This is a genomic window from Caballeronia sp. LP006 (genome assembly GCF_031450995.1).
Classification (GTDB): Bacteria; Pseudomonadota; Gammaproteobacteria; order Burkholderiales; family Burkholderiaceae; genus Caballeronia.
In genome coordinates this window covers 247,027-272,819 of record NZ_JARTVW010000004.1, presented here as the reverse complement: position 1 = coordinate 272,819, position 25,793 = coordinate 247,027, and the positions used below count along the sequence as shown (strand labels likewise).

At 63.1% G+C, this 25,793-nt stretch carries 26 protein-coding genes; 11 read left to right on the top strand and 15 right to left on the bottom strand.

The features are described 5' to 3' along the window. The first annotated feature begins 70 nt into the window (after positions 1 to 70). From P9250_RS11375 to P9250_RS11345, 7 genes are all read left to right on the top strand, one after another. Positions 71 to 1,165, top strand: a complete 1,095-nt coding sequence (locus P9250_RS11375) for a fatty acid desaturase (protein ID WP_310393051.1) — start codon at positions 71 to 73, stop codon at positions 1,163 to 1,165. Between the two features lie 62 nt (positions 1,166 to 1,227). Then, on the top strand, positions 1,228 to 2,043 hold the full coding sequence (locus P9250_RS11370; protein ID WP_310393049.1) for a PhnD/SsuA/transferrin family substrate-binding protein: 816 nt from the start codon (positions 1,228 to 1,230) through the stop codon (positions 2,041 to 2,043). A gap of 134 nt (positions 2,044 to 2,177) precedes the next feature. Continuing rightward, positions 2,178 to 3,173, top strand: a complete 996-nt coding sequence (locus tag P9250_RS11365) for a luciferase-like monooxygenase (protein ID WP_250493262.1) — start codon at positions 2,178 to 2,180, stop codon at positions 3,171 to 3,173. A 213-nt stretch (positions 3,174 to 3,386) separates the two neighbouring features. Continuing rightward, positions 3,387 to 3,638, top strand: coding sequence for a hypothetical protein (locus P9250_RS11360; RefSeq protein WP_370652151.1), 252 nt, complete (start codon positions 3,387 to 3,389; stop codon positions 3,636 to 3,638). Between the two features lie 401 nt (positions 3,639 to 4,039). Then, positions 4,040 to 4,369: an H-NS family nucleoid-associated regulatory protein gene (locus P9250_RS11355; protein ID WP_244828406.1), complete on the top strand. Its 330-nt coding sequence runs from the start codon at positions 4,040 to 4,042 to the stop codon at positions 4,367 to 4,369. Between the two features lie 647 nt (positions 4,370 to 5,016). After that, on the top strand, positions 5,017 to 5,421 hold the full coding sequence (locus tag P9250_RS11350; protein WP_244828407.1) for a helix-turn-helix domain-containing protein: 405 nt from the start codon (positions 5,017 to 5,019) through the stop codon (positions 5,419 to 5,421). 34 nt (positions 5,422 to 5,455) lie between these two features. Next, a complete protein-coding gene (locus P9250_RS11345; RefSeq protein ID WP_244828408.1) occupies positions 5,456 to 6,055 on the top strand; it encodes a hypothetical protein in 600 nt (199 codons plus the stop codon). Between the two features lie 189 nt (positions 6,056 to 6,244). On the opposite strand, the gene rhaS is transcribed toward P9250_RS11345, so the two are convergent. The 6 genes from rhaS to P9250_RS11315 form a co-directional block, all read right to left on the bottom strand. Next, positions 6,245 to 7,258, bottom strand: coding sequence for a rhamnose ABC transporter substrate-binding protein (gene rhaS / locus P9250_RS11340; protein ID WP_244828410.1), 1,014 nt, complete (start codon positions 7,256 to 7,258; stop codon positions 6,245 to 6,247). A 97-nt stretch (positions 7,259 to 7,355) separates the two neighbouring features. Further along, positions 7,356 to 8,360 carry an ABC transporter permease gene (locus tag P9250_RS11335; protein ID WP_310393046.1) on the bottom strand — a complete coding sequence of 335 codons (1,005 nt, stop codon included), beginning with the start codon at positions 8,358 to 8,360 and terminating at the stop codon, positions 7,356 to 7,358. Further along, complete coding sequence (locus P9250_RS11330) at positions 8,353 to 9,393, bottom strand: ABC transporter permease (protein ID WP_409014896.1); 1,041 nt, start codon at positions 9,391 to 9,393, stop codon at positions 8,353 to 8,355. The genes P9250_RS11335 and P9250_RS11330 overlap by 8 nt, the downstream gene beginning before the upstream one ends. After that, complete coding sequence (locus tag P9250_RS11325) at positions 9,393 to 10,916, bottom strand: sugar ABC transporter ATP-binding protein (RefSeq protein ID WP_244828413.1); 1,524 nt, start codon at positions 10,914 to 10,916, stop codon at positions 9,393 to 9,395. Before P9250_RS11325 ends, P9250_RS11330 begins: the two co-directional genes overlap by 1 nt. 149 nt (positions 10,917 to 11,065) lie before the next feature. Further along, positions 11,066 to 11,956: an amidohydrolase family protein gene (locus tag P9250_RS11320; RefSeq protein ID WP_310393043.1), complete on the bottom strand. Its 891-nt coding sequence runs from the start codon at positions 11,954 to 11,956 to the stop codon at positions 11,066 to 11,068. Between the two features lie 33 nt (positions 11,957 to 11,989). Next, complete coding sequence (locus P9250_RS11315) at positions 11,990 to 12,304, bottom strand: L-rhamnose mutarotase (protein WP_250466771.1); 315 nt, start codon at positions 12,302 to 12,304, stop codon at positions 11,990 to 11,992. Positions 12,305 to 12,465: 161 nt separating this feature from the next. On the opposite strand from P9250_RS11315, the gene P9250_RS11310 reads away from it, so the two are divergent. Next, positions 12,466 to 13,422, top strand: coding sequence for a LysR family transcriptional regulator (locus P9250_RS11310; RefSeq protein ID WP_310393041.1), 957 nt, complete (start codon positions 12,466 to 12,468; stop codon positions 13,420 to 13,422). On the opposite strand, the gene P9250_RS11305 is transcribed toward P9250_RS11310, so the two are convergent. From P9250_RS11305 to P9250_RS11290, 4 genes are read right to left on the bottom strand one after another with little or no spacing between them, the layout of a single operon-like run. Next, positions 13,409 to 14,191: an SDR family NAD(P)-dependent oxidoreductase gene (locus P9250_RS11305; protein WP_244828419.1), complete on the bottom strand. Its 783-nt coding sequence runs from the start codon at positions 14,189 to 14,191 to the stop codon at positions 13,409 to 13,411. The genes P9250_RS11310 and P9250_RS11305 overlap by 14 nt on opposite strands. Before the next feature lie 11 nt (positions 14,192 to 14,202). After that, positions 14,203 to 15,381, bottom strand: coding sequence for an L-rhamnonate dehydratase (rhmD, locus tag P9250_RS11300; RefSeq protein ID WP_244828420.1), 1,179 nt, complete (start codon positions 15,379 to 15,381; stop codon positions 14,203 to 14,205). A gap of 32 nt (positions 15,382 to 15,413) precedes the next feature. Beyond that, positions 15,414 to 16,739, bottom strand: a complete 1,326-nt coding sequence (locus P9250_RS11295; RefSeq protein ID WP_250493259.1) for an MFS transporter — start codon at positions 16,737 to 16,739, stop codon at positions 15,414 to 15,416. Positions 16,740 to 16,796: 57 nt separating this feature from the next. Then, complete coding sequence (locus tag P9250_RS11290; RefSeq protein ID WP_244828423.1) at positions 16,797 to 17,558, bottom strand: SDR family NAD(P)-dependent oxidoreductase; 762 nt, start codon at positions 17,556 to 17,558, stop codon at positions 16,797 to 16,799. A 547-nt stretch (positions 17,559 to 18,105) separates the two neighbouring features. On the opposite strand from P9250_RS11290, the gene P9250_RS11285 reads away from it, so the two are divergent. Together P9250_RS11285 and P9250_RS11280 are read left to right on the top strand one after the other, a co-directional pair. Next, the gene (locus P9250_RS11285; protein WP_310393039.1) at positions 18,106 to 18,375 is read left to right on the top strand and encodes a hypothetical protein; all 270 of its coding nucleotides are present in this window, start codon (positions 18,106 to 18,108) and stop codon (positions 18,373 to 18,375) included. Positions 18,376 to 18,667: 292 nt separating this feature from the next. Next, complete coding sequence (locus P9250_RS11280; RefSeq protein ID WP_244828425.1) at positions 18,668 to 19,522, top strand: helix-turn-helix domain-containing protein; 855 nt, start codon at positions 18,668 to 18,670, stop codon at positions 19,520 to 19,522. Between the two features lie 6 nt (positions 19,523 to 19,528). On the opposite strand, the gene P9250_RS11275 is transcribed toward P9250_RS11280, so the two are convergent. The 3 genes from P9250_RS11275 to P9250_RS11265 form a co-directional block, all read right to left on the bottom strand. Further along, positions 19,529 to 21,373: an ATP-binding protein gene (locus tag P9250_RS11275; protein WP_250509940.1), complete on the bottom strand. Its 1,845-nt coding sequence runs from the start codon at positions 21,371 to 21,373 to the stop codon at positions 19,529 to 19,531. Between the two features lie 4 nt (positions 21,374 to 21,377). Next, positions 21,378 to 23,015, bottom strand: a complete 1,638-nt coding sequence (locus tag P9250_RS11270) for an ATP-dependent helicase (RefSeq protein ID WP_310393035.1) — start codon at positions 23,013 to 23,015, stop codon at positions 21,378 to 21,380. An 89-nt stretch (positions 23,016 to 23,104) separates the two neighbouring features. Beyond that, positions 23,105 to 23,776 (bottom strand): glutathione S-transferase, encoded by a 672-nt coding sequence (locus P9250_RS11265; protein ID WP_250466759.1) that lies wholly within the window; start codon positions 23,774 to 23,776, stop codon positions 23,105 to 23,107. Positions 23,777 to 23,914: 138 nt separating this feature from the next. On the opposite strand from P9250_RS11265, the gene P9250_RS11260 reads away from it, so the two are divergent. After that, a complete protein-coding gene (locus P9250_RS11260; RefSeq protein ID WP_244828429.1) occupies positions 23,915 to 24,085 on the top strand; it encodes a hypothetical protein in 171 nt (56 codons plus the stop codon). Between the two features lie 72 nt (positions 24,086 to 24,157). On the opposite strand, the gene P9250_RS11255 is transcribed toward P9250_RS11260, so the two are convergent. Both P9250_RS11255 and P9250_RS11250 read right to left on the bottom strand, forming a co-directional pair. Next, positions 24,158 to 24,568: a response regulator gene (locus P9250_RS11255; protein ID WP_244828431.1), complete on the bottom strand. Its 411-nt coding sequence runs from the start codon at positions 24,566 to 24,568 to the stop codon at positions 24,158 to 24,160. A gap of 377 nt (positions 24,569 to 24,945) precedes the next feature. Further along, positions 24,946 to 25,785, bottom strand: coding sequence for an AraC family transcriptional regulator (locus P9250_RS11250; RefSeq protein ID WP_310393033.1), 840 nt, complete (start codon positions 25,783 to 25,785; stop codon positions 24,946 to 24,948). Positions 25,786 to 25,793 lie beyond the last annotated feature (8 nt).

Sequence of the window (25,793 nt, the reverse complement as noted above, 5' to 3'; positions counted from 1 at the left end):
GGCGGATTCATTGGTTGGGCGCATCGAAGCGCGCAGCTAGGATGGCACTTCGCTTATCCCGACTTTCGCCATGCCCCGCTATCTCGACGACGCGCAACGCGAGCAACTTCAGGAACAACGCGCGACGTGGCGTTGGCGCAGCGCGTGGCCGACGTGGCTCGTGATCGTCGCGGTGTACAGCGGCTGGTTCGGCGTGGCGCTCCATGCGCGCACGCTCGGCTTGCCGGTCACGCTCACGCTGCTCGCGGTGCTCTCGTGCTGGTACATGTCGCTGCAGCACGAACTGCTGCATGGACATCCCACGCGCTGGCCGCTCGTCAACATGCTTTTCGGCCTGGCGCCGCTCGCCGTGTGGTTTCCGTATGCGGTGTATCGCGACTCGCATCTGCGTCATCACGACGACGCGCATCTGACCGAGCCCGGCCGCGACCCGGAAAGCTATTACGTCACGCCGGAGCAGTGGGCCAATGCGGGCGTCGTATTGCGCGCGGCCCTCGCTGCCCGCAATACGTTCTTGGGCCGCGTGCTGATCGGTCCATGGTTCTCGATCGCCGCCTCGTGGCGCGAAGCCGCGCAGGCGGTCGCGCTAGGTCAATGGCGGATCGTCGCGAGCTGGCTCGTGCACGCAGCGTCGCTTGCCGCGCTTGCATGGTGGCTCGATGCCCGTTGCGGCATTCCGTGGCGCGCGTTTCTGTTCGGCGTCGGCTATGCATCGCTGGCGCTGGCTTCGGTGCGATCGTTTCAGGAGCATCGCGCGGAAGGCGATGCCCGCGAACGCACCGTTCTTAACGAGGCGGCGTGGCCTTGGCGACTGCTGTTTCTGAACAACAATTATCATTCGGTGCATCACGACTTGCCCGGCGTGCCGTGGTTTGCGCTGGGCGCGGTGTATCGGCAGCGGCGCGAAGCGTACGGCGCGAGCAATGGCGGATTTGTCGTGCGCGGGTACGGCGAGTGGATCAAAAAGCATGCGTTCGCGCGCGCGGTTTCACCAGTGCATCCGTTCGCGGGCGGGACGCGCGCGCCGGTGGAATGGATCGCCGATACCGCCGTCACGACGCGCACGAACGCGATGCAACGCGGCGCGGCCAAGCGCTTCGGGCAGCCGGTGCTGGTCAGGGCTGCGGCGTCCACGCGTGATCCGCGCTCGGCGAAGGTTTCGTAGCTCGGCCTGCGGTCGAGCCGCCCTGTACGATAGAGCGCTCTCGCTTCTCGCAAAGCTCGCCCATGCAATGGATCACCGCCCTTCCGATGTACAACGTCACGCCCGCGCTGGCTGCCGACTGGCGCGCGCTGCTGACGGACGTGAAAGCGCGGGTGACAGACTGGCTGGACGAACGCGCTGACACGCTCGACATCGTCGATCCGGGTGCGGATCTCACCACTTTCTGGCAACGCGACGATCTGCTCTTGTCGCAAACCTGCGGTTATCCGCTCGTTCACGCGCTCGAAGGCCGCGTGCAACTCGTCGCCACGCCCAATTTCGATGTCCCCGGCTGCGCGAACGGCAGCTATCGCAGCGCGATCGTCGCCGGAAAGCACACGCAAGCGACGACGCTCGCCGACTGTCGCGGCCTCAGAGCCATCTACAACAGCGACGACTCCAACAGCGGCATGAACTTCTTGCGTCACGCGGTCGCGCCGCTGGCCCGCGAGGGCCGCTTCTTCGCATCGGTCGAGCGAAGCGGCGGGCATCTGGCTTCGCTTCAAGCGCTCGCGACGGACCGAAGCGCGGATGTCGCCGCCATCGACTGCGTGACCTTTGCTTACGTGCGCGAACATGTGCCGGAACTAGCCGAAGGCGTCAGGGAAATCGGCGTGACGGCGAGTTCGCCCGCGCTGCCTTTCATCGCCTCGAAGCGGGTTCCGCAAGACGGCATCGAGCGGCTCGCCGCCGCGCTCGCGGATTCCGTACGCGACCATCCCGCGCTTGCGCAACGGCTGCGGCTCGACGGCTTCGTGCGCCCCACGCGCGCCGACTACGCGCCGATTCTCGACCTCGAACGCGATGCCATCGCGCAAGGCTATCCGCGGCTCGCCTGATCGCTTCGGCAAGAATCCCGCACATTCGTCACAATCGACTTTTAAACGCGAGGCGCCGGCGCGGCTTGTCCGCCAGCCGGGCCTGAACGCTGACGGCCACGCTTCTCGCCGTCCCACGCATCCGGAACGTCGCAATGATCCCCTTCTCGCTTCTCGACCTCTCACCGATTCCGCTCGGCTCGACCGCCTCCGACGCCTTCGCGCATTCGCTCGACCTCGCCCGTCACGCGGAAAGCTGGGGCTATAACCGCTACTGGCTCGCCGAGCATCACAACATGACGGGCATTGCCAGCGCGGCGACGGCGGTCGTGATCGGCCATATCGCGGCGGGCACCAAGACCATTCGCGTCGGCTCGGGCGGCATCATGCTGCCGAATCACGCGCCGCTCGTCATCGCCGAACAGTTCGGCACGCTCGCGTCGCTGTTTCCGGGACGTATCGACTTGGGCCTCGGACGCGCGCCCGGCACCGACCAGACCACGGCTCGCGCGCTGCGTCGCGACTTGCAAGGCAGCGCCGACTCCTTCCCCGACGACGTCGTCGAACTGCAGCGTTTTTTCGCCGATCCCGTCGAGGGACAACGCGTGCGCGCAGTGCCCGGCGCCGGTCTTCATGTGCCCATCTGGCTGCTCGGCTCGTCGCTCTTCAGCGCGCAACTGGCGGCGGCGCTCGGGCTGCCGTTCGCGTTCGCGTCGCATTTCGCGCCGGATTATCTGCTGACCGCGCTGGAGGTGTATCGCACGCAATTCCGGCCATCGGCGACGCTCAAGAAGCCTCACGCGATGGTCGGCGTGAACGTCTTCGCCGCCGATACCGTCGATGAAGCCCTCTTTCTATTTACCTCGCTGCAGCAGCAGTTCATCAATTTGCGGCGCGGCACGCCCGGCCAGTTGCCGCCGCCCGTCGACCAGATCGCGTGGAGCGAGGGCGAGCGCGCAGGCGTCGAGCGGTCGCTCGCGTGTTCGGTGGTCGGCGCGCGTGCGGATGTCGAAGCGGGTTTGCGCTCGGTGATCGAGCAGACTCAGGCCGACGAGTTGATCGTCACGGCGCAGATCTTCGATCATCGGGCGCGTCTGCGCTCGTTCGAGATCACGGCGGAAGTACGCGATTCGATTGCCGCCGGCGGTTGAATCGGCGCAACGACGAAGGCCGCACGACACTCGGGAAAGCCCCTACGCTTTACGCGCGCGCTTTTTGACAGGCAATAATGAGACAGGCGGGGCGCGTGCGCGCTTTGCATCTGCTTATCCGCCGTGTCTGCCTTCGTCGTGCGCCCGAAATTCGTGCATGAGAGAGGAGGCGCGGCAAGACAACAACAAATACGTCGCAAGACGGGAGGAAGAATGTCGATGCCGAAAAGCGCCGCCACGGGCGCCATGACGCTCCTGACGGAATACGATGAATCGAGCGGCCAGGAAGTGCGTTCGCTGCGGCTCGAACCCGCATCCGACGGCAAGGCTGTTCTGTTGATCGAGATCGACGAGCGCAAGCCGGGTATTCATCGTGAAGTTCGTTATGAAATTACGCCCGCCGAACTGATTGCGGCAATTCGCGCGCACGGTGCGGAATTGCCGGGTGAACAACATAGTCGTTAAAACAATTTAATAGTTGGCGCAAGCAGCATACAATAGCGTTCAGGCGACGCATCAGCCGTTCGGGAAACCGGGCGGTTCGAGTGTCGCTTTCCCGCAGTTCGTAGCCTCCCGACGTGACCTCCCGCGCGCACTATAGTCGTGCGTCCGTCATGGCGATTCCCGCACGAGCCAATGTCCGAAGCCGGTATTACTGTTATATAGCCGACACAGCGGGGACATTAATCGGTGTGGGCGGCGCGTGTGATGGGATAAGCGCGGTCTGCGGTAAATACACTAATTGACGCACGTTTCACTGTGCGTCACGCTGGATAAAACATATCAAACCTAGTCATCGAGCCGCCCCGGTCCGCGCGGGGCATCGGTTCGTCTTTCGCAAATCAAAAAGCTGAATCAGGAAAGCCGTGGACGAAAGAAAGCGAGACAGCATCATCGCGTATTTACGCAGCCGGATGGTCGAGTTCGGCATTACGGAAGGCGCGCTGGCCGAAGCATTGGCCGACGCGCCAGCGGCCGAACCGCCGCCTACCTTTACCAAGACCAACGGCGCCAACGGTACGGCGAAGCCAGCTCGGGCCATGCCGCAATTGCCGTCACTGCCGCAATCCGGAGACGGCGCAGCGCCGATTTTCCGTAACGCCAGCGGCGATACGTGGGACGGCCTGGGCGACATGCCCGAATGGCTGAAGCGCGCCGTGCATGCCGGTCAGGATATCGAGTTTTATCGCGTGTAACGCCCTTCCTCGTTTCCCCGCCTTTCGGATACGCATGCACGGTGGCCAATAAACGCCATCATTATGCGTAGTCATTTAGCGCGATTCGTAAGGCATGGGCGTTTCGCCTTCGTCATTGTCACCTCAGGCCATGCAAGCGGAATGCTCCGCGCGCTTCTGCGCGCGCCGGTTTTTCGCAAAGACGGCGTGGTTAATCGCGCCCGCATTTGCCGACCGGCCGTGCACACTCGAAACGCACACGCATGCAATTGCGCGGCTCGGCGCGTGCGAAGCCTCGCGCATAGGCAATTCATCGCGAATAATCAAGCCTAAAAAATTTCGACGATGGTTCCCTTTCGCGGCGGAAAACGTTTATTGGTGGTGACCAGTACCCGGCTTTCCTGAAAGCGCCGCCGTTTCGCGAACACTTCATCGTTACATCCAGCACACCGTTAGTACACCGCAAGTACGCCGAACAGGTCCCGCAGTCTTTGCTCGACAGGGGGAACGCATGAACGCTTACCGACGCCTCGCGCGCCACGATACCGAAACCGAAACTGATTGGCAGCTGCATCGACAGACGAGGAAGCGGAGCACGCGCTCAGGCCTCGCCTTGCATCGCGGCTGACGTATAGCGTCCGCGAAACGCGTATCGAACGAGGAGCGCCATGTTGCCCCGGCCCACTACCCTGCCGAGCGTCGAGCGGCGCATGACAGCCGGGCGCATGTTGCTCGAAGGGGCATCGGTGCAGGCCGTGGCGGAGCATCTGCATCTGTCCTTGCAGACGGTGAAGCGTTACAAGGCAATCGTGTCCGATGGCGGGCTCGACGAGCTCGCGAAAATGGGCGTGGGCGGACGGGTATCGGTGCTGGACCGCGAGGCGCTCGAATGGATCGCGGCCGCCTTGCAGGGCCCGGCGCGCGTGCATGGTTTTGCGAGCGACGCGTGGACCAACTCGCGTCTGCGCGAACTGATCGAGCGGCGCTTCGGCGTGCGTTATTCGCGCGTCTATGTGTGGCAGATCGCGACCAATCTCGGGCTTGGGCATCTGCTGTCGAAGTCGCGACGCTGATGCCGGTGATGTTCACATATCAAAGGAGATGACCATGCTTCGAACTTCGCGTCGTGCAGGCAGTTCATGGATCGGATGCGCACTCGTCGCGCTTGCTTGTGGCTCGGCTTTGCCGGCTGCGGCGCAGGATGCCGCGTCGGAACCGCAAGCGCGAGCCGGGGCGGCGGTGGCGCAAGTGCAGGCGCATGTGGTTGGCATCGACCCGGTGACGAACAGCGTCGCGCTAAAAGGGCCGGCGGGGCGCGTCGTGGAAGTTGCCGTCAATCCGCAGGTCGCCGATGTCAAGAAGCTCAAGATAGGCGACACGGTGAACATCGAGTATCGCAACGCCGTGCTGATGCGCGCGGTCAAGGCGAAGCCGGGTGCGATTCGTGAGCGCGTCGACACGCAAGCGACCGTTCCGGCGACGAACGGCGTGACGGCGCAGGCGCGAACGGTGGAGATACTGGCGACGATTCAGCACATCGACAAGAAAAAGCGCGAGATCACGCTACGCGGCCCGACCCACACGGTGACGCTTGCGGTCGCGCCGGACTTATCGCTTGACGGCTTGAAGTCCGGAGATATGGTGCATGCGCAATTCGAATCGGCCACGGCCATTCAAGTGCTCAGGGACGGGCAGCCCTTACGCTGATCTTGACGCGCAATCGCCATCCTCAGGAAAGCCTTTGCGGATCAATGCGTTGGATGGGTCACGCAGCGGCTATCCACAGGGCTTTCAACAGAAACTGTGGATAGTTTCGTGGATGACCCATTTGCATACGCGAATAAAAAAGCCCCGCGACCGCGGGGCCAACCTCTCATTCCCACTACCCTTTCGACCTCAGAAATTGAAGTTATCGATATTCGCCGAATCGAACGTCGTAGGCGGTCCGAGAATCACTTCCCCGCTCTTTCCCACGGTCCGCTTGCCCAGCTTGCCGGCTTCGAACGAATCGCCTTCCTTGCCCGTGATCGTGCCCGACGCAAGACTGGCCGCCGCGTACGCCGCGAGATAACCCAACTGACCCGGGTCCCACAACTGGAACGCCTTGACCGTGCCGTTCTTCACGAACGCGCGCATCTGGTTCGGCGTGCCGAGACCCGTCACCGTGACCTTGCCCTTGGCTGGCGAACTCGAGATATAACGCGCCGCCGCCGCGATGCCCACCGATGTCGGCGCCACGATTCCCTTCAGGTTCGGATAAGCCTGCAACAGGCCCTGCGTCTCCACGAATGATTTTTGATCGTCATCGTTGCCGTAGGCGATCTTCACGAGTTTGATCTTCGAATACTCCGGCTTCTTCAGTTCGTCCTGCATCCATTTGATCCAGGTGTTTTGATTGGTCGCGTTGGGCGTCGCGGAGAGAATCGCGAATTCGCCTTCACCGCCAATCAGCTTCGACAGCAACTGGATCTGTCCACGTCCGATCGCTTCCGATTCGGCCTGATTCACGAAAATCTGCCGTCCGTCGGGCGCGGTGTCCGAGTCGAAAGTCACGACCTTGATGCCCTGCGACATCGCTTTTTTCAGATACGGCACGACCGCGTTGGCGTCGTTGGCGGCGATCACGATGGCGTTCTGCCGCTGCGTGATCAACGTGTTGATATAGCTCACCTGTGACGACGCGCCCGCATCCGACGGGCCGACGACCTTGCCATCGCCCTTGAACTCCTTGATCGCGGCCATGCCGCCGTCATCGGCAATGACTTCGTACGGGTTATTGATCTGCTTGGGCAGGAAAGCGATCTTCAGCCCGCTCTTCAGCTCGGCGGCGCTTGCGGCAAGCGCCACGGTGGCGGCCAGCAAGGCCGCCGCGAGCACCGGCCCGCGTGAGAATCGATACGGTTTTTTCATGTATGTCTCCTGTCATTGCGCGCGAGTTTTGCCTTTGGACAAACCGTTGCGCTGGTTATCAACGTTCTTCAATGCACCCTCGACCAGCCCTCAACACCTACGACGTCTGCGCCATGAAGCGTCTTTCACGCGCGGCCCGCCAGCGCGCGACCAGATTGGGAATTAGCACCGAGGACAGCAGCAGCGCCCCGGTCACGATAGTCAGTGTTTCGCTCGATACATCCGCGAGGGTCAGCGCATTGCGCAGCACGCCGATGATCACGAGCGACAGCAGCACGCCGATCATCGACCCGCGTCCGCCGAAGATGCTCACGCCGCCAAACAGCACCGCCGCGATCACGGACAACTCGAAGCCTTCGCCGTTGTCGCCGCGCGCACTGGTGAAACGCAGCGTATAGACGATGCCCGCGAGCGCCGCCATCGCGCCGGACAGCATGAAGAGCCTGATCTTGGTCTTCGCCACGTCGATGCCCGAAAACTGCGCGGCCGTGGGGTTCGCGCCGATGGCAAAGAGGTTGCGGCCGAACGGCGTCGCCTGCAACAGCACCGTGAAGACGAGCGCGCCCGCGATCACGAGAACGAAGGGCATCGGCAGGAAGGTATCCGCGATGGTATCGATGCCAAACGACGTGTACGACGCCGGAAAGTCCGCGATGGCCTGATCGCCGAGCAACACGTAAGCGAGACCCCGAAACAGCGCTAGCGTGCCGATGGTGACAGCAAGCGATGGCAGATTGAAGCGCACGATCACGAGCCCGTTGAGCAGCCCGGCCATCGTGCCCGCGACGAGCACGATGGCGATGACGAGCGGCATCGGCAAGCCCATGTGCCAAAGCACGCCCATCAACGCGCTCGACACGCCCAGCACCGACGCCACCGACAAATCGATTTCCGCCGCGACGATGATGAGCGTCATCGGCAAGGCGATCAGCGCGATCTCGGTGAAATCGGCGAGCATGTTCGAGAGGTTCGCGCCGGAAAGGAACATCGGCGAAAGCACGCGTCCGCCGATCAGCGAGACGACCAGCACGATGGCGAGCATCGCCTCCCATTGCAGATGACGGCGTTTTGCCGTGGAAAGAGCCGAGTCGGGTTTAGCCATGATCGCGTTTCCTCATCATGCGGCGCGCGACCGAGCGCGCGAGCAACGTATCCAGCGCGATCGCCGCGACGATCAGCGCGCCTTGAATGGCCTGCTGCCAGAACGGCGACACGCGCAACACCACGAGCGCGATGTTGATGACGCCCAGCACCAGCGCGCCAAGCGTCGCGCCCGCCACCGTGCCGACGCCGCCCGTGATCGCAACGCTGCCGACCACCGCCGCCGCGACCACCTGCAGCTCGATGCCCTTCGCCGTGCTGGCATCGACGGTGCCGAAACGCGCAAGCCACAGCACGCCCGCAAGGCCGGCGATCGCGCCGGACAGCAGGAAGCCGATCATCACGCGGCGGTCCACGCGAATGCCCGCGAGACGCGCGGCTTCGGGGTTCGAGCCGATGGCGTAATGCTCGCGGCCGCCGCGATACTGCTTTAGATACACCGACAACGCGATCAGCACGACGAGCGCGATCAACACGAGATTCGGCACGCCGAGCAGCGATCCGGTTGCGATCGAGGCGAAGCTATCCGGCAGACTCGTCGCGTTGATCTGGCCGCCGTGGACCCACGCGTAGTCCGCGCCGCGCACGATATACAGCGTCGAGAGCGTGGCGACGAGCGACGGCACGCGCCCGAAGGTGACGAGCGCGCCGTTCACCGCGCCGATCACGAGCCCGACGCCCATGCCCGCGAACATCGCGACGATCACCGGCATGTGCGGGTTCATCACGAAGAGGCTGCCGACCGCATAGGCGCTCACGCCGACAATCGACGCGACCGACAGATCGATATGCCGCATCAGCATGACGATCGTCATGCCCGCCGTCAGCAAGCCGATGATCGACACATTCAGCAGCACGTCACGCAGATTCTGCAGATTCAGGAAGTCCGGCTTCACCGCAGCGGTCGCGCCAATCAGCACGAGCAGCACGATGAAGAGCGTGAGCTCGCGACTCTTCGCGATCGAACCCGCGAGACTCTCGCGTTTCGTTTCGGCGGCAGGCAGCGCGGGCATGGTGGGAGAGTGTCGTGTCATCATGCGGCGCGTCCCAGGGTTTGCGGCGATGCGCCCAACGCGGCGCTCATCACCCGTTCTTCGTTTGCATCGGCGCGAGCAATGTCGGCGCTGATACGGCCTTCGTGCATGACGAGCACGCGGTCCGCCATGCCGAGCACTTCGGGCAGCTCGCTTGAAATCATCAGCACGGCCATGCCCTCTTTCACGAGTTCGGCGAGCGTGCGATACACCTCGGCTTTCGCGCCCACGTCGATGCCGCGCGTCGGTTCATCGATGATGAGCACCTTCGGATTCGTCGCGAGCCACTTGCCAAGCACGACCTTCTGCTGATTGCCGCCCGACAGCGTGCCGACGGGCGCATCGAGATCGCCGGCCTTGAGGCGCAGGCGCTTGCCCCAGTCGGCGGCGAGCGTCGATTCGCTTTTCGCGGAGATGAGCCCGTGCCGCATCAAGCGGCCGAGCACGGTGAGCGATGCATTGCGCGCGATGCTCAGTTCCAGCGCGAGCCCTTGCGCGCGGCGATCCTCCGGCACGAGCGCGAGGCCCGCGCGCACCGCTGCCGCCGGATGGCCGAGGGCGAGCGCCTTCCCCGCGATCTTCACTTCGCCGCCATCGACCGGATCGATGCCGAAGATGGCGCGCGCGACTTCGCTGCGTCCCGCGCCGACGAGGCCCGCGAGCGCGACGATCTCGCCTGCGCGGACATCGAAGGAAATGTTCTTGAATACGCCTTCGCGCGTCAGGTTGCGGACGGAGAGACGCACGTCGCCGGGCTGCACGTCCGCCTTCGGATAGAACGTGTCGAGATCGCGGCCGACCATCTTGCTCACGATGGCATCGATGGTCATGTCGCTGGTGAGCGCGTCGTAGACCTTCATGCCGTCGCGCATGATGGTCATGCGCTGCGTCAGCGCGAAGACTTCGTCGAGCCTGTGCGTGATGAAGAGGATCGCGACATCGCGCTCACGCAGCGCACGCACGATGGCGAAGAGCCGCTCCACTTCCGTTAGCGAGAGCGCGGCGGTGGGCTCGTCCATGATGAGCACGTTCGCGTCGAGCGAAAGCGCCTTGGCGATCTCGACCACTTGCTGGTCCGCGATCGACAAGCCGCGCACGAGCCGTTGCGCGCGCAGGTTCACGCCGAGCGACGCGAGCAACGCATCGACTTCGCGATGCATTTCGTCGTAGCGTATGCGTCCGAGCCGGTCGCGCGGCTGCCGGCCCATGTAGATGTTCTCCGCGATGGAAAGGTCCGCGAACAGCGTCGGCTCCTGATAGATGACGGCGAGACCGGCATCGCGTGCCTCGGCGGGATTGGCGAAGCGGCGCGGTTCGCCATCGACGAGAATCTCGCCTGCATCCGGCTGATACACGCCGGCGAGCAGTTTGACGAGCGTGGATTTACCCGCGCCGTTTTCGCCGAGCAACGCGTGGACTTCGCCCGCGAAGAGTTGCAGGCTGCCGTCGCCCAATGCGCGCACGCGGCCGAACGCCTTGCTCGCGTGCCGCAATTCGAGTCTTGGCGGCTTGTTGGTTGTCATGCGCTGTCTCCTGTTTGTCGGCCGAAGCTGGCGCTTGCTCCGGCCTGTGCAACGCCGTGGACCTTGGCGTTGCGCCTGAGCGCTTACGCGAGTTTCACGCGACGCCTTCGATCAAGTCCGACGCCAGTTCCGGTCGTCGAACGTTGCTATCAAATGCGGTAAATCCGCTCCGCATTACGCACGAATAGTGCTTGCTTTTCGCTGTCGCTCGCGTCGCTCACGATCTGCGCGTAGGCGTTCCACAGCTGTTTGTAAGTACCGAAAAGCCTGTCGACCGGGAAGTTCGATGCGAACATCGCGCGGCCGACGCCGAAGGTATCGATGGTTTCGAGCACATACGGCCGGAAGCTCTCCACTGTCCATTCGTGATCGAGCATGGCGAAGCCGCTCAGCTTCACCGCGACGTTCGGACAAGCCGCGAGCGCACGCATGCCGTCGCGCCACGCGCGATATCCTTCGACCGAAGACCGGTCCACGAACATCCCCGCATGATTGACGATGAACTGCGTGTTTGCATGTTCGCGCGCGAGTTGCGCGGCATCGTTCATCTGCGACGGATAAAGCTGCAAGTCGAACGACATGCCGAAGCGCTCGAGCAACGCGAAGTTCCGGCGCCACCGAGGCTCGTGCATGAAGTACCGCCCGACGTAGTCATACAACGGATTTTCATGCACGTTGAGAATCTGCCGGATGCCGCGCGTGTTGGCGAAGGCCGCGTGCGCTTCGAGCACGGCGGGCGCATCGTCGGCCGATAAATCCGCGCCCGCCACGATGCCGTTCGGCATGCCGCGGCCTGTGTCGTCGGCGAGTCCTTGCAGCCAGCGCGTTTCCTCGACAGGATCGGCGGGATCGTGGTTCGCATCGACGTGCACGATCTTCAGCACTTCGATGTCGCCGGCATCGCGCAACAGATCGGCGAGCAGATAGTCATGCTTCAAATCGCGCGCGTCGCCGACAAACGATGTCTGCGGATTCGCCAGCCACGGATAGTGATGCGTGGACAAATCCCACAAGTGGATATGCGGATCGACGACCTGCATGATGGTGTTCCTCACGAGCTTGGAAATGCGCGATTACGGAAGATGAAAGACGGGCGCAAGCGGCACGGCAACAGGCGCGTTGTCCGCATGCGTTTCCATCAGCTCGGCCATGTAGTCCCACCATTTGCGCATGATGGGCAAGTGCGGCAACGCGTCGGTCGAATGCGTGCCGGTGCGTTTGTAGGTCGCGAACAGATGTCCGGTCGCTTCGTCGAGAAAAATCCAGTAGTCGCGGATGCCCGCTGCAACGAGCGCATCGGCCAGTTCGGGCCATATCTCGCGATGGCGCTTCTCGTATTCCTCGCGCATGCCCGGCTTCAGGGTCATGCGAAATGCCATTGTCTCCATGGCAGACCGCCTGATTTTGTTTAGTGAGCCCGAATGTTCGCGGCTCGTTGTGCTGCGACTATAATTCGCCGACCGATAACACGACAATCCGAAAGAAGGATTGGCCGATCGCAAATGCGTATCGGTTTGAAGCTACTGCGTTGCATCACCGCGGACCGACAATGAATCAGAACGTCTCACAGGTGGCGCTCATCAATCGCCTGAAATTCAAGCATCTGGCGCTGCTCGTCGCGCTCGACGACGCGCGCAATCTGCACCAGGCCGCCGACGCCATCAACGTCGCGCAGCCGAGCGCGAGCCGCATGCTGGCCGATATCGAGGAAGCGTTCGGCTTCCTGCTCTTCGAGCGCAACGCGCGCGGCATGCAGCCAACGCCGCTCGGCATGTCCGCGCTCGCCTACGCGCGCCGCTCGCTTGCCGACCTCACCCGCTTCGCCGACGACCTCGACAACAAACGCCGTGGCGGACATGGCCAACTCACGGTCGGCGCGATCATGGGCGCCGCGCCCGACGTGCTCGCCATGGCCGTCACCGAACTCAAGTCGGAGCGGCCGCTGCTCAACGTGCGCATCCTCGGCGAAACCAGCGACCAGGTCGTGCAACTGCTGCATCGCCGCGAAGTCGATCTCGCGCTCGGCCGTCTCACCACGCCTTTGCAGCACAACGACTTCGATTTCGAACCGCTTGCGCGCGAAGCCATGCGGCTCGTCGTGCGCGCCAGACATCCACTCGTTTCGAAGACGACGCTCGCGCTCGATACACTCGTCGGCTGGCCGTGGATCCTCCAGCCGATCACGAGTCCCGCGCGTCATCTCTTCGAGGATGAACTCGCGCGTGCCGGGCTCACCACGCCTGCCGATATCGTGGAATGCGCGTCCATCTTCGCGACGCTGCAACTGCTGCAAAACAGCGACGCCGTCGCAATGCTGCCGGAATCCGTCGTGCGAGATTATCTGCGCGCGCAATTGCTGGTGGAACTGCCCATTGAAATCGGCAAGAGTCTGTCGGGCTTCGGCTTGCTGCGCCGCAAGTTCGAGACGCTCTCCGAACCCGCCGAATACTTCATCGCGCTGTTGCGCAAGTATTCGGCGTCGTCGCTCGCGGTCACTGCAGGTTGACGAAGAGACCGCCATCCACGAGCAGCGACGCGCCCGTCACGTAACGCGCGCGATCCGATGCCAGAAACACGACGCACTGCGCCACATCGTCCGGTTCACCGAGTCTTCCAAGCGGAATGCGCTTTTCCATATAGGCGCGCTTTTCCGTATCGGACAAGTCTTCGGCGTTGAGGTCGGTGGCGATGGTGCCCGGCATCACCGAATTGCAGCGGATGCCGTAAGGGCCGAGCGCGATGGCGCACGATTGCATCAGCGAATGCACACCCGCCTTGGTCGGCGTGTAATGCGTCTGCATGCCGCCGCCGACGAGCGCGCTGATCGAACTCGTCGCGATGATCGCGCCGCCCGTGCCTTGATCCTTCATCTGATTCGCCGCGGCCTGCGTCACGTAGAACGCGCCGTTCAGGTTCACCGCGACCGTGGTTTCATAGACCGATGGCGGCATGTCGAGAAACGCATGGAACGGACAGATGCCCGCGTTGCTCGACAGCACGTCGACGCGCCCGAAGGCGTCCACCGTTCGGCGCACGAGTTCGCGGCCGGTCTCGTGTTCGGCGACATTGCCTTCGACCGCAATCGCGCGACGGCCGAGCGCCTCGATCTCGCGCAGGATCGACTCGACCGCGTAGCCCTTGCCGTACGACTTGTCGTTGTCGCCCCAATAGTTGATCGCAACGTTCGCGCCTTCGCGCGCGCTCGCCAGCGCGATCGCCCGGCCGATGCCGCGCGAGCCGCCCGTCACGATCACCACTTTGTCTTTCAACAGCATGAACGTTTCCTTCAATGAGTGTACGGACGCGTCAACGCGCATTCGGGATTCAGCCGCACGCCGAAGCCCGGCGTCTCCGGCACCTTCATGCGGCCGTTCACCGGAACGGGTTCGTCGAGCAGCAAGGGCGTGAACATCGGCACGACCTGATCGGCTTTCTCGGCCATCATGAGGAACTCGGCGAACGGCGAGTTGTGACGCGTCACCACGAAGTGATAGCTATACACCGACGAACCGTGCGGCACCACGAGCACGTTATGCGCATCCGCGAGCGCCGATATCTTGATGAGTTCCGTGATGCCGCCGCACCAGCCGACATCCGGCTGCACGAGGTCCGCGCAGCCCATCTCGAAGAGCATGCGAAAACCCCAGCGCGTGGCTTCGTGTTCGCCCGTCGTCACCATCATGCCGCCTGGCACCGCGCGGCGCAGTTCGGCATAGCCCCAGTAATCGTCGGGCGGCAGCGCCTCTTCGATCCATTTCAGGCCATACTCGCGCGCCGCGTTCGCGAGGCGCTTCGCGTAGTTGAGGTCGAGGCTCATCCAGCAGTCGAACATGAGCCAGAAGTCGTCACCGACTTTCGAGCGCATGTCGGCCAGTTTGGCGATGTTCTTCGCGAGCCCTTCCTCGCCTTCGGCCGGTCCATGCTGCAAAGGCATCTTGCCGCCGATAAATCCCATCTCCTTGGCGAGATCCGGCCGCGCGCCGGTTGCATAGAACTGGAGTTCATCCCGCACCGGTCCGCCGAGCAACTGGAACACGGGTTCCTGGCGCACCTTCGCGAGCAGATCCCACAACGCCAGATCGACACCCGATATCGCGTTGAGCACGATGCCCTTGCGCCCGTAGTACAGCGTCGCGAAATACATCTGATCCCACATCTTTTCGATGTCCGTCACGCGCTGCCCTTCGAGGAAGCGCGCCAGATGCTTCTCGACGATGAATGCGCCGATCTCGCCGCCCGTCGTCACCGCGAAGCCGACCGTGCCATCGCTTGCCTCGATCTCCACGACGAGCGAGCCGAGCACGTTCAGTCCGAACGACTGACGGCTCTGGCGATACTCGGGATAACGCGCCATCGGCGTCGAGATGTGATCGTCGATCCAGTGGTTAGCGCCCTGATCGTGATAATCGGCGCCGCCGCCGCGAACGGTGAAAGCGCGCACTTGGCGAATGGTGGGCATGGACATGAGTGTCTGTCTCCGTTTGAAGGCGTTGTTGTTCAGGATGCGCTGGCGGGTTTGGCGCGGGCATCGCGCGAGGCGTCGCGCTGCGGCACGCGCACGAAGGCGACGATCACGAGCGCGGCCAGGACGCTCGCCGCGCCGAGCACCATGAGTCCGGCGCTGGTCGAATGGAATGCGGCTTCCGCGGCGGTGCGGGCCATCGGTGCAAAGAATCCGCCGAGGCCGCCCAACGAGTTGATGAGCGCGATGCCGGCCGCCGCGGCCGCGCCAGTGAGATAACGCGTCGGGAACGTCCAGAAGAGCGGCTGGGCGGCGATGAATCCGCTCGCGGCGCAACACAGCGCGAAAAGCGATACCACCGGCGTTCCCGCGATGCCCGACACGACGATCGCGACGCCCGACATCACGAGCAACGCGATAGCGCACACGCGATGCTTGCCGGTGCGATCCGCATAACGCGGCACGATCCACGTGACGATGACGGCCGCCACCCACGGCAACGCGGTCACGAGTCCGACACGAAAGCCGACCTTGGTTCCGAGCAGCGCGGACACTTGTTGCGGCAGATAGAACACCACGCCATAGACGGCTGCCTGGATCAGGAAATACGCGCAGCACAAGACCAGCACGCGCGGATCGATGAGCGCCGCCAGCACGCCACGCGGTCCGTGCGATGACGCGTTGCGGGCGTCGTCATCGAGACGCGCGACGAGCAGCGCGCGTTGATCCTGAGTGAGCCAGCGTGCGCGGGCGGGGTCGTCGTCGAGATACCAGAACGCCCAGACACCGACGATCGACGCGAGCAAGCCTTCGACCAGAAAGAGCCATTGCCAGCCCGAAAAGCCGAGCGCGCCGTGCAAGTCCAGCAGCAATCCGGACAAAGGCGCACCGAAGATGAACGCGAGCGGCGCGCCGAAGTAAAACACGCCGAGCGCACGCGCCCGAGCGCTTTGCGGGAACCAGCGCGTCAAGTAATAGACGATGCCGGGAAAGAATCCGGCTTCCGCCACGCCGAGCAGAAAGCGCAACGTGTAGAAGGTCGTGGCGTTGTGCGCGAAGGACATCGCCGCCGAAACAAGACCCCACGTCACCATGATGCGGCACATCCACAGCTTCGCGCCCACGCGATGCAAGAGCAGATTGCTCGGCACCTCGAAGATTGCGTAGCCGACGAAGAACACGCCCGCGCCGAACGCGAACGCGGCATTGGTGAGGCCGGTGTCCTGCTGCAGCGCCTTCTGCGCGAAACCGATGTTCGCGCGGTCCAGAAACGCGAGCACATACATGAGCAGCAGAAACGGCAGCAGCCGGCGCATCACGCGGGACGTGACGGCGCCTTCCGCGCTAACGGAGTCATTCATGTCTCTCTCCAGGTCGCCTTGCTTTTTTATGATGGCGATCGAGCAATCACGGCGATATCAATAAGTCGCGCGTCCGCCCGACAGATCGAACACCGAGCCCGTGCTGAACGCGCAGTCTTCCGACGAGAGCCAGAGAATCAGCGACGCGGCTTCCTGCGGCTGAAGAAAGCGGTTCATCGGAATTTTGGACAGCATGTAGTCGATGTGCTGCTGCGACATCGAATCGAAGATTTCGGTTTTGGCGGCGGCCGGCGTGACCGCGTTGACGAGAATGCCCTTGCCCGCGAGTTCCTTGCCGAGCGACTTGGTGAGCCCGATCAGCCCGGCCTTCGACGCGCTGTAGTGCGAGGCGTTCGGGTTGCCTTCCTTGCCCGCGATGGACGACACGTTGACGATGCGCCCGTAACCCGCCTTCAGCATGTGCGGAACGACGGCGCGGCAAGTGAGATACGGCCCGATCAGATTGACATCGACGACGCGGCGCCAGACATCGGGAGCGAGTTCCCAGGTCGTGCCGTTGCCGCCGGTGATGCCTGCGTTGTTCACGAGGACATCGATATGGCCGTGTGCGGCGAGCGCTTTCTGGACGGCCGCCTCGATAGAGGCTTCATCGGTGAGTTCGACGACTGCGTCGCTCACCTTGCGGTCTTCATGCTTGGCGGAGAGTTCCGCAGTCGTGCGTTGCAGCCGTTCGCCGTCGACGTCCCACAGCACGACATCCGCGCCCGATTCGAGCGCCCGTTCCGCCACCGCGAGGCCAATGCCGCGCGCGCCGCCTGTGACAACCACCGTGCGGCCCGCCAGATCGATCCGGTTCATCCTTTCGTCTCCTTGTTGTTGCGTCATTCATGCAAGAAATGAATGCCGTGAGACGCACTATAGTCCCACGGCAATAGCGCAACAATTCGAAAGGGCAATCGTTCGATAGCGAAAGCGGATCGGCTGGCTTATCGGCGAGCGGGTTTTGCGTCGCGTAAGCGAAGTTTGAACATGCGCCGAGGTGTCTCGGGGTGGACCGCAGTCCCAGACCTTTCCAAGTGCTGGTCGTGAAAGGCGCGGTCGGCGAACATGGCAAAGGCAAATAAAGCGGCGATGCCGATTGGGCTAAAAAGAAGAATAGCGACGAACACGAGAACCTCCTTAAACTGGCTACGTCGCAGTATAAAGCGATAATCTCGGTCAACTTATCCCCAACTTCGCAAAACGTCGTTTAAATATCGAAGCGACTTTTTAAGACGGAGCCGATTCCGAATGCTCAAGTAGCGTTCGCAGCCATCGTCGGGAACGCGCGTTGCTGTGGCTCTCACGGTCGCATTGACCAGACGATAAATCGGGCCGCGCCCGAACATTACTCACATAAGAAAGCATGTTCACACCGAAAGCCTGCACTGCCACTTGCGTACTCGACGGAATGCCCGTCACGCTCACGTACTTCCCCGACACCACGCTACTGCGCATCACAGATGCAACCGGACACTGCGTCCGCGAGACGCGCTGGCCCGCGCCGTGGCGCACGCTGCTTGCCACCTTGCGCGAATTCAGTGGACGCGACGCCGAAAGCCAGCTTTCCACGCTGCTCGATGAAATGCCCGTCGTGCAAAAATCCGCGCGCCAAACCGCGTCCGCATTTGCCTGAAACCGGCGCAACCGATGCCGGTTGCGCAATCGAGCGTCGCGGCTCGCGACGCCGATCCGACGCCCCTGGCGGGTCGATCGGCAACACTTACGCACGCCTCGTAAACCACGATCTTCAATGAGCGCCAACGAACGACGGCAGCAATCGCACGAAAGTAAAATGCAAGCTCATTGTCGATCGTCCGCCGGTCCGTTTTGAGTTCGCTTAGCCGCGCCCTTTACAATGTGGCACTCAGGCGTCTTGCCTCGCGCGAACCGCTTCCTTGTCGACACCCCTCTACGCATTTGGCTGTATGGTCACTGAAACGTCTTCATCGGAATCGCTCGCCGTCGCTGAGCGCGTGCGTGAGCTCATGGCCCGCCACGGTATTGGCAAGCGGCAGCAAACCGCGGAACTGTGCCGCATCCTCGACCTGAGTTTTTCGCAAGGGCACCGCAAACTGCGCGGTAACAGCCCGTGGACGCTCGCGCAAATTCGCAAGGTCGCGGACGCGTTCGACGAAGCCGCGCTCAAGCTCTTCGAACCCATCGACACGCGCGCCGACGAGAGTGAAGGCACGGCGCACGACGCGGTGCTCAAGATCGGCTCGCTGGAAATTCCCTGCATGACATGGGTCGGAAATGCGCTGGACGCGGGCAGCCGGCCCGACTTCATCGCGCAGAAGCTGAATAACCGCTGGATCGTCTCGCGTCACGAAGGCGTGCTGCTTCACGAAGCGTTCGACGTCCACAAGATCGAGATCCTGCCGCGCCGCGCGGATATCGAGAAGCCGATCATCGCCGTGGTCGACGACGATCACGCTTCCGCCGACAATCTGCACGACTATCTGGAATTCAGCGGCTTCACGGCGATGGCTTACTACGGGCTCGACGCGTTCCACGAAGCGCTGCAAGTGCAGGTGTTCGATGCCGTGGTGATCGACTGGCTGTTCGGCGTACACACGTCAGCCGGCGCCATCCGCGACGTGCGGGAGTCGGACAATCCGGATGCGCCCATCTTCGTGCTGACAGGCGAATTAACCACCGGCAAGGCGAGCGAGTCCGAAATCAGCCAGGTGATTCGCGACTACAACGTGACGTGTTTCGAAAAACCGGCGCGGCTCGGCATTCTCGTCGCGGATCTTTCCAAGCGGCTTTTGCGTAGTTGAGTCCGCTCACGCCGCGCGCCGCCGCACCGTCACGGCGCGGTGCACGGCGCCTTTCAGCACGTCATAGCGCACGGGCTTCAGCAAATAATCGAAGAAGAGAATCGCCGCGCGCGGGTCGACGAGTTCCGGCGCGTAGGCGCTCACCGCGATGATCGGCACGCTCGCGCCCGGCGAAAGGCGCGCGCGGTATTCGTTGGCGAACGAGTAGCCGTCCTTGCCCGGCATGTGCAGGTCGGCGAGGATCACATCGGCGTCGTTGGCGCGCAGCCATGCGAGCGCGCTGTCCACATCGGGCATTGCGACTGTCCAATAACCCAGGTGCGTGAGCATTTCCGTCAATGAATCGCGGATCGCTTCGTGGTCGTCGATCACGAGGACGCGCGATCTGCCGCTGGCGGGCGTTTCCATCGCTTCATCGCGCGGCTCCGGCAAGTAGTCCACCGATACCGCCGGCAGACTTACGCGAAACGCCGCGCCCTGCCCGACTTCGCTCGATACCTCGATCGTCCCGCCCAGCAAATTCACCAGGCCGCGCACGACCGCGAGGCCCATGCCCGCGCCGTCGAAGCGCCGCGTGCTGGATGAATCCAGTTGCGTGAACTCCTGAAAGATGAGCGGCAATTGTTCGCGCGAGATGCCGGGGCCGGTATCCACCACGGAGATGTCGAGGCGCTTGTCGGCGCGCACGAAATGCACGTCGATGGAACCTGCCTCCGTGTATTTGACGGCATTGGTCACGAGGTTGGTCACGATCTGCCGCACGCGATGCGGGTCCGATTCGAGCGGCCCGCGCGCGCCTTCGAATCCGCCGCGTAACGCAAGACCTTTCGCGTTGGCCGCGGGCGTGTTGGCATCGACGATCGAATCGAGCAGTTCGGCGGGATCGAACACGGCCATGCGCAGTTCGAGCTTGCCCGCGCCGAGACGCGCGTAGTCGGTGAGATCGCGCATCTGCGCTTCGAGATGGCGCGCGCCTGCTTCGAGCCGCTGAATGATCTTGCGATCCGCCTCGGCGCGCAGATTCAGCCCGAGAAGCTCGACCGACGAGACGATGGCGTGCAGCGGCGTGCGCAGTTCGTGGCTGATCATGCCGAGGAACGTGTCTTTCGCGACGCCCGCCTCGCGCGCGGCGCGGGTCGCCTGATGCTCGGCGCTGAGCGCGGCGCGTTGCTGCTCGATGAGACGCGTGCGCCGGTAGCCGTTGAACAGCAATAGCGCCGTGGCCGCCGCCGATAAAAGCCCAAGCAGAATGCCACCGTAGATCAGATACGTGCGCTTCTTTTCGAAGTCGCGCACCACGGAATCGCGCCCGACGATTTCCATCAGACGCCGGCCGCTCGCGAGTTCCGCGACGGCGGGTGCGTTCTGCCGCAACACGCCGATGGTGCGCAGCGTGCGTTGATGGTCGGCGCGCAATGCCTCTACATCGGTTTCGACGGAGCCGAGCGCGGTGTCGATCTGCCGGAGAATTTCCTGCTGACGATTGCGCAGCGTGTCGTGTCCGGCGAGCAGATCGTTCGATTCCGCGACCTGCTTCAGCCGCGCGCGTAGCTGCCGGTAGCTTGCGCGCACGGCATCGGCGTCTTCATCGATTCCGCCACGGAACAGCAGCACCTGGCTCTCGAAACGCTCGTAGTCGATCTGAAATTGCGCCGCGTCCCAATAGAGACCGTCGTAAGGCAGCGCGAAGCGATGCGAATCGCGCGCCAACAGCCCCGAATACAGCATGTAGCCGACCGCGCCGATAGGCGGTGCCACCGCGAGCACGATCAGCGCCGCGTACCAGAAACGGCGAAACCACGGCCTTCCGGGCATGCCGGGCGCGGCAGGTTTGGCGGCTATGACGGACATTGCTTTATGGCAGCGTTTCGATGGCGGCTGCCGCCCGCTCCGACGCGACCACGATCAGCTTCATGGTCGCGCGCGTCGCGCCGACGAAGACTTTGCGCGCGGCTTGTTCATCGAGCACGTCGAAGTCGACTTCGGTGAGGATCACGCACGGCGCGGATTGTCCCTTGAAGCGATAGATCGATTCGAGCAGCACGTCGCCATCGCGATACTCCGGATTGCCGAACAGATCGTACGTGCCGGTGAACGCGCGCAACCGATGCGGCCCGAGATGATCGACGGGCGTGAGCGCCGAACCCTCGCGCCCGCGAAACGACAGAACCGCGATGTCCTGCTTGCGAAAGCCGAGTGAGAGCGCCTGCGTGATGGCGCGCTTGGTCGCCTCGATCACTTCGTCGGAATGGCCGTTCTCGTAGGTGGCGATAGTCACGTCCGAGCCATCGAACGGACTGCCCGCATCCAGTCGCGCGCCCGGACCGACGATCTTGCGGATGAAGCCCAGAAGATCGCGCGGACTGCGGTAATTGGTCGTCTCGCGCAGAATGGTCCAGCCGGGCAGCGGCACGGGCTCGCGCAGATACAGGTTCTGCATCGGATCTTCGAGCCACCACCACGCGCCGTCCGGATTCAGCAACCGTTTCAGCGGTTCGACCCAGCCCGGCTGAAAATCCTGTCCTTCGTCAACGATCAACACATCCGTCTTCCAGTGCTCGGGCACGGGCACGGCGGCGAAGCGTTCTTCGAGCGTCGCGAAGACATCGGGCTGGGAGAAGTCGGGCGGACTGCCGGCATCGCGCGCCACCGAGGCGCTCAGCTGATGATAATTCGCGATCCTCGCCTCTTTCGGCGCAATCGCGCGGATATGATCCGCGAGCGGCCGGTTGAAGCATACGTACAGCACGCTCTTGCCCGCCGCGAGCGAGTCGCGCATGACGCGCACGGCGAGTTGCGTCTTGCCCGCGCCGGCGGTTGCGATCACGCGCAAGCGAAACGGCGAAAACTCCAGCCGGCGCGCCCATGTCGCCAAACCGCCTGAAAGGCGCGTGACGAGCGTGTTGGCTGCGCCGACGAGCGCGTTGGTATCGGGCGTGAGCGAGAGTTCATCGGCGAGAAAGTGATGGATGCGCGCGGCCGACTCGAAGCGCGGCTCGTCGGGCGGCAGAATCTCCAGCACGACTTTCGGCAGTTGCGCCTTGCGGCTTGCATCGACGATACGTCCGGGCGGCACGCCGGCGATGGCCGCGTCCTTCACCGTGTAGTCGGGGCAATACAGCAGTTCCTCGATGCGATACGTTCCCGCGCCGAACGCCGCCGTAAAGCGCCGATGCAGATTTTCCAGCGTGCGCGCAAGTTGAATGGCGACGTTGCGTTCCTTCTGCAAGTAGACCTTCACGAGCCCCGCGCTGGTCTCGCGCAGGAAACCGGCTTTCTGCTCGATCATCAGCACGCGGCCCGATGGCGCGACCACCACGAAATCCGCTTCGCCGAAGACGGAGAAGCCTTCGTTGACGCGCGTCCAGTGCACGCCGTGATACACCGTATAGTCCTCGGGCAGCTTTTCCAGCAGCGCGAGCGTTTCGAGCTCGCGGGCCGCTGCGCCGGTTGCTTCCAGGTTCTTCCAGTCGTCGGGAACGATTCGAGCCATGCTTGCCTTGGAGCTTGGTTGCATCTGCGATGAAGTCGCGCTTCATTGTACGCAACGGCGCGCGCCGAAGCGTCGGGCGCTATCCGACGCTATCCCGCGAGATCGTAACGGCCGCCGCGCTCGAGCGCACGCTGATAGGCAGGCCGCGCGTGAATGCGTTCGAGAAACGCGCGCACATGCGGCAGGCTCTTCGCGCCCGCGCGCTGACTGCCGGCTTCGAGCGGAAAGCTCATTTGCACGTCGGCGGCGCTGAAGGTGTCGCCCGCGAACCATTCGGACTTCGCGAGTTCGCTTTCGATATAACCGAAGTGCAGCTTCAATTGCGGATCGATGAAACTGGTCTGCATGGTCTGCGCGATCCGGCGGCCGATCGGCTTCACGAAGAACGGCATCTTCGCGCTGCCGATGCGCAAGGCCACGAGTTTGAGCAGCAACGGCGGCATGGCCGAGCCTTCGGCGTAATGCATCCAGTAGTTGAAGCGCACGCGTTCCGGCGATGCGCCATGCGGCGGCGAGAAACGCCCTTCGCCGTAGCGATCGACGAGATACTCGAGAATGGCGCCCGATTCCGCAATGGTCTGCGCGCCATCCGTGATGACCGGCGACTTGCCGAGCGGATGCACGGCGCGTAATTCGGGCGGCGCGAGCATGGTGTTGCGATCGCGCTCGTAACGCTTCAGCTCATACGGGACGCCGAGTTCTTCGAGCATCCAGAGGACGCGTTGCGAGCGGGAATTATTGAGGTGATGGACGGTGAGCACGCTGTTGCCTCGTATTGTTATCGTGAGCGTTGGTATGCGACTTGCAAGCCGACACCACGCGAGCATACGTCGAAGGATGATGTCCGCGCGCCCGAGGGCGCATCTCTTTCACACGCACACAGGACAACAGGAGAAACCGTGACGCTGATCATTTATCTGGTGGGCTGGCTGATTTTCATCGGCGGCGTAGCGTGGGGGCTCGTTGCCATGCACGTGTCGCAACATACGATCGCCATCGTAGCCGTCATCCTGCTCGGCATCGCCGTCATTACCGGCGCAACGCGCGCCCGCAATCGCGACCGCTCGTAGCCGCTTATCGCCTGCCTTTTCCCGCTGTCTTGCGCTTGCAGCCGACGCCGCTCGCGCAAGACAAACGCGAATTCAAGTCACCACACGTGCCGACAGCGCGTCTTGAATCAGCGCCACCAGTTCATCGGGATGCGCGGGCTTCGTCATGAAATGCTGGAATCCTTCGCCAATACTTCGTAATCGGTATTCGTCGCCGTCGTGTCCCGTCAGCGCGATGGCCACGGAAGGCGGGAGATTGCCCCGTATTTCGTGGTCGCGCAAACGTTGCACGAGGTAGAAACCGTCCATTCCGGGAAGGTCGAGATCGCATATCACCGCATCGGGAAGATTCCGGATCGCGGCTTCCGCGCCGTCTTCGGCGTCGGCTACGGCGATCACATCGGCGCCTTCTTCTTCCAGCAAAATTTGCAGTGATGCCCTGCTTTCGGGATCGTCTTCGACCAGCACGATCCGCGTGTGCCCCAGTCTTGCTACTTCGTTCATGATGTTCTTTTCGACTGCCTAAAACGGAATTCTCGCGCACGGTCTCCACGGCTCGCCGCTCCTGACTGCCTGGGCAACCTTGCGTCGACTGCGCGCACCAAGCATACGTTGACAAGAAAACGCGGCGGGAATTCCGAACGCACCGTGTTCTATGCTGCGCGTGCACCGGTGCGGAATGCCGCGCAGTATGTCTCGCGCCGGGACAACGGGGGTAATGCCGGTCTCGGCGCACCGAAATCGAGCAAGAACCGGACCGGTCTGCGGCTTCGCCCGCAGACCCTTGACTGGCGGCGGTTTCAGCGTTTTTCTAGTGGCGCACCGGCCGGTAAAGCCGCACGACCGTGTAATTAAAACCGCAGCCATGCCCCGATTTCTCATCAGACATTTAGGTTCGCGGCGGAATCGGGGCGCGTGGAAGACGGCTGCGGCGCCTGCGACGTCTGCAACAGCGCGCGATATTCCGTCGGCGTAATTCCGACCGTCGCCTTGAACTGCCGCGTAAAGGCGCTGTGATCGGTGTAGCCGCATAACGCTGCCACGTCCGTCACCTTGTTGTCGTTCGAGACGAGCAGTGCGGTGGCGGCATCGAGCCGCGTCTTCAGCAATACCTGGCGCGGTGTCAGGTGAAAGACCTTGTGGAAATATCGTTCGAGCTGCGCGATCGACATGTTCGCCATCTGCGCGAGTTGCCGCATGTTGAGCGGCTGCACGAAATTTTCCTGGATGTGCTGCACGACCGCCGCGAGCCGGCTATAGGCCGGATGCGTGCCTTCGGCCGCTTGCAGATCGCGCGAAATACCCGCGAGACCCACGATTTTGCCCGTCGCATCGTGCAGCGGCTGTTTGCAGGTCATGCACCAGCCGGGCTCGCGGCCGGGATACAGATGCAATTCGAGTTGATCGATAAGCTGAGTGCCCTGCGCGATGATCGCCTGATCCTGCGCCGTATAGATGCGCCCGAAGCGGCTCGGAAAAACGTCCTCGGCGGTTCGGCCGAGCAGCGCGGACTTGTCGTCCTTGTGGCCGCAGCGGCGCGCGAGGGTGCGGTTGACCATCGCGTAGCGCGCGTGGCGATCTTTCACGAAGAACACGATGTCGGGCATCGCGTCGAACACCGGCGCGAGCAGCGCGAAGTGCGCGAGCATGGCGCCGAGCGTCGATGCAGGCGAGGCATCGGCTGCGGGTTCTTCGTCGGGAAGGCCGGGCGAGGTTGGCATGCGTTTTC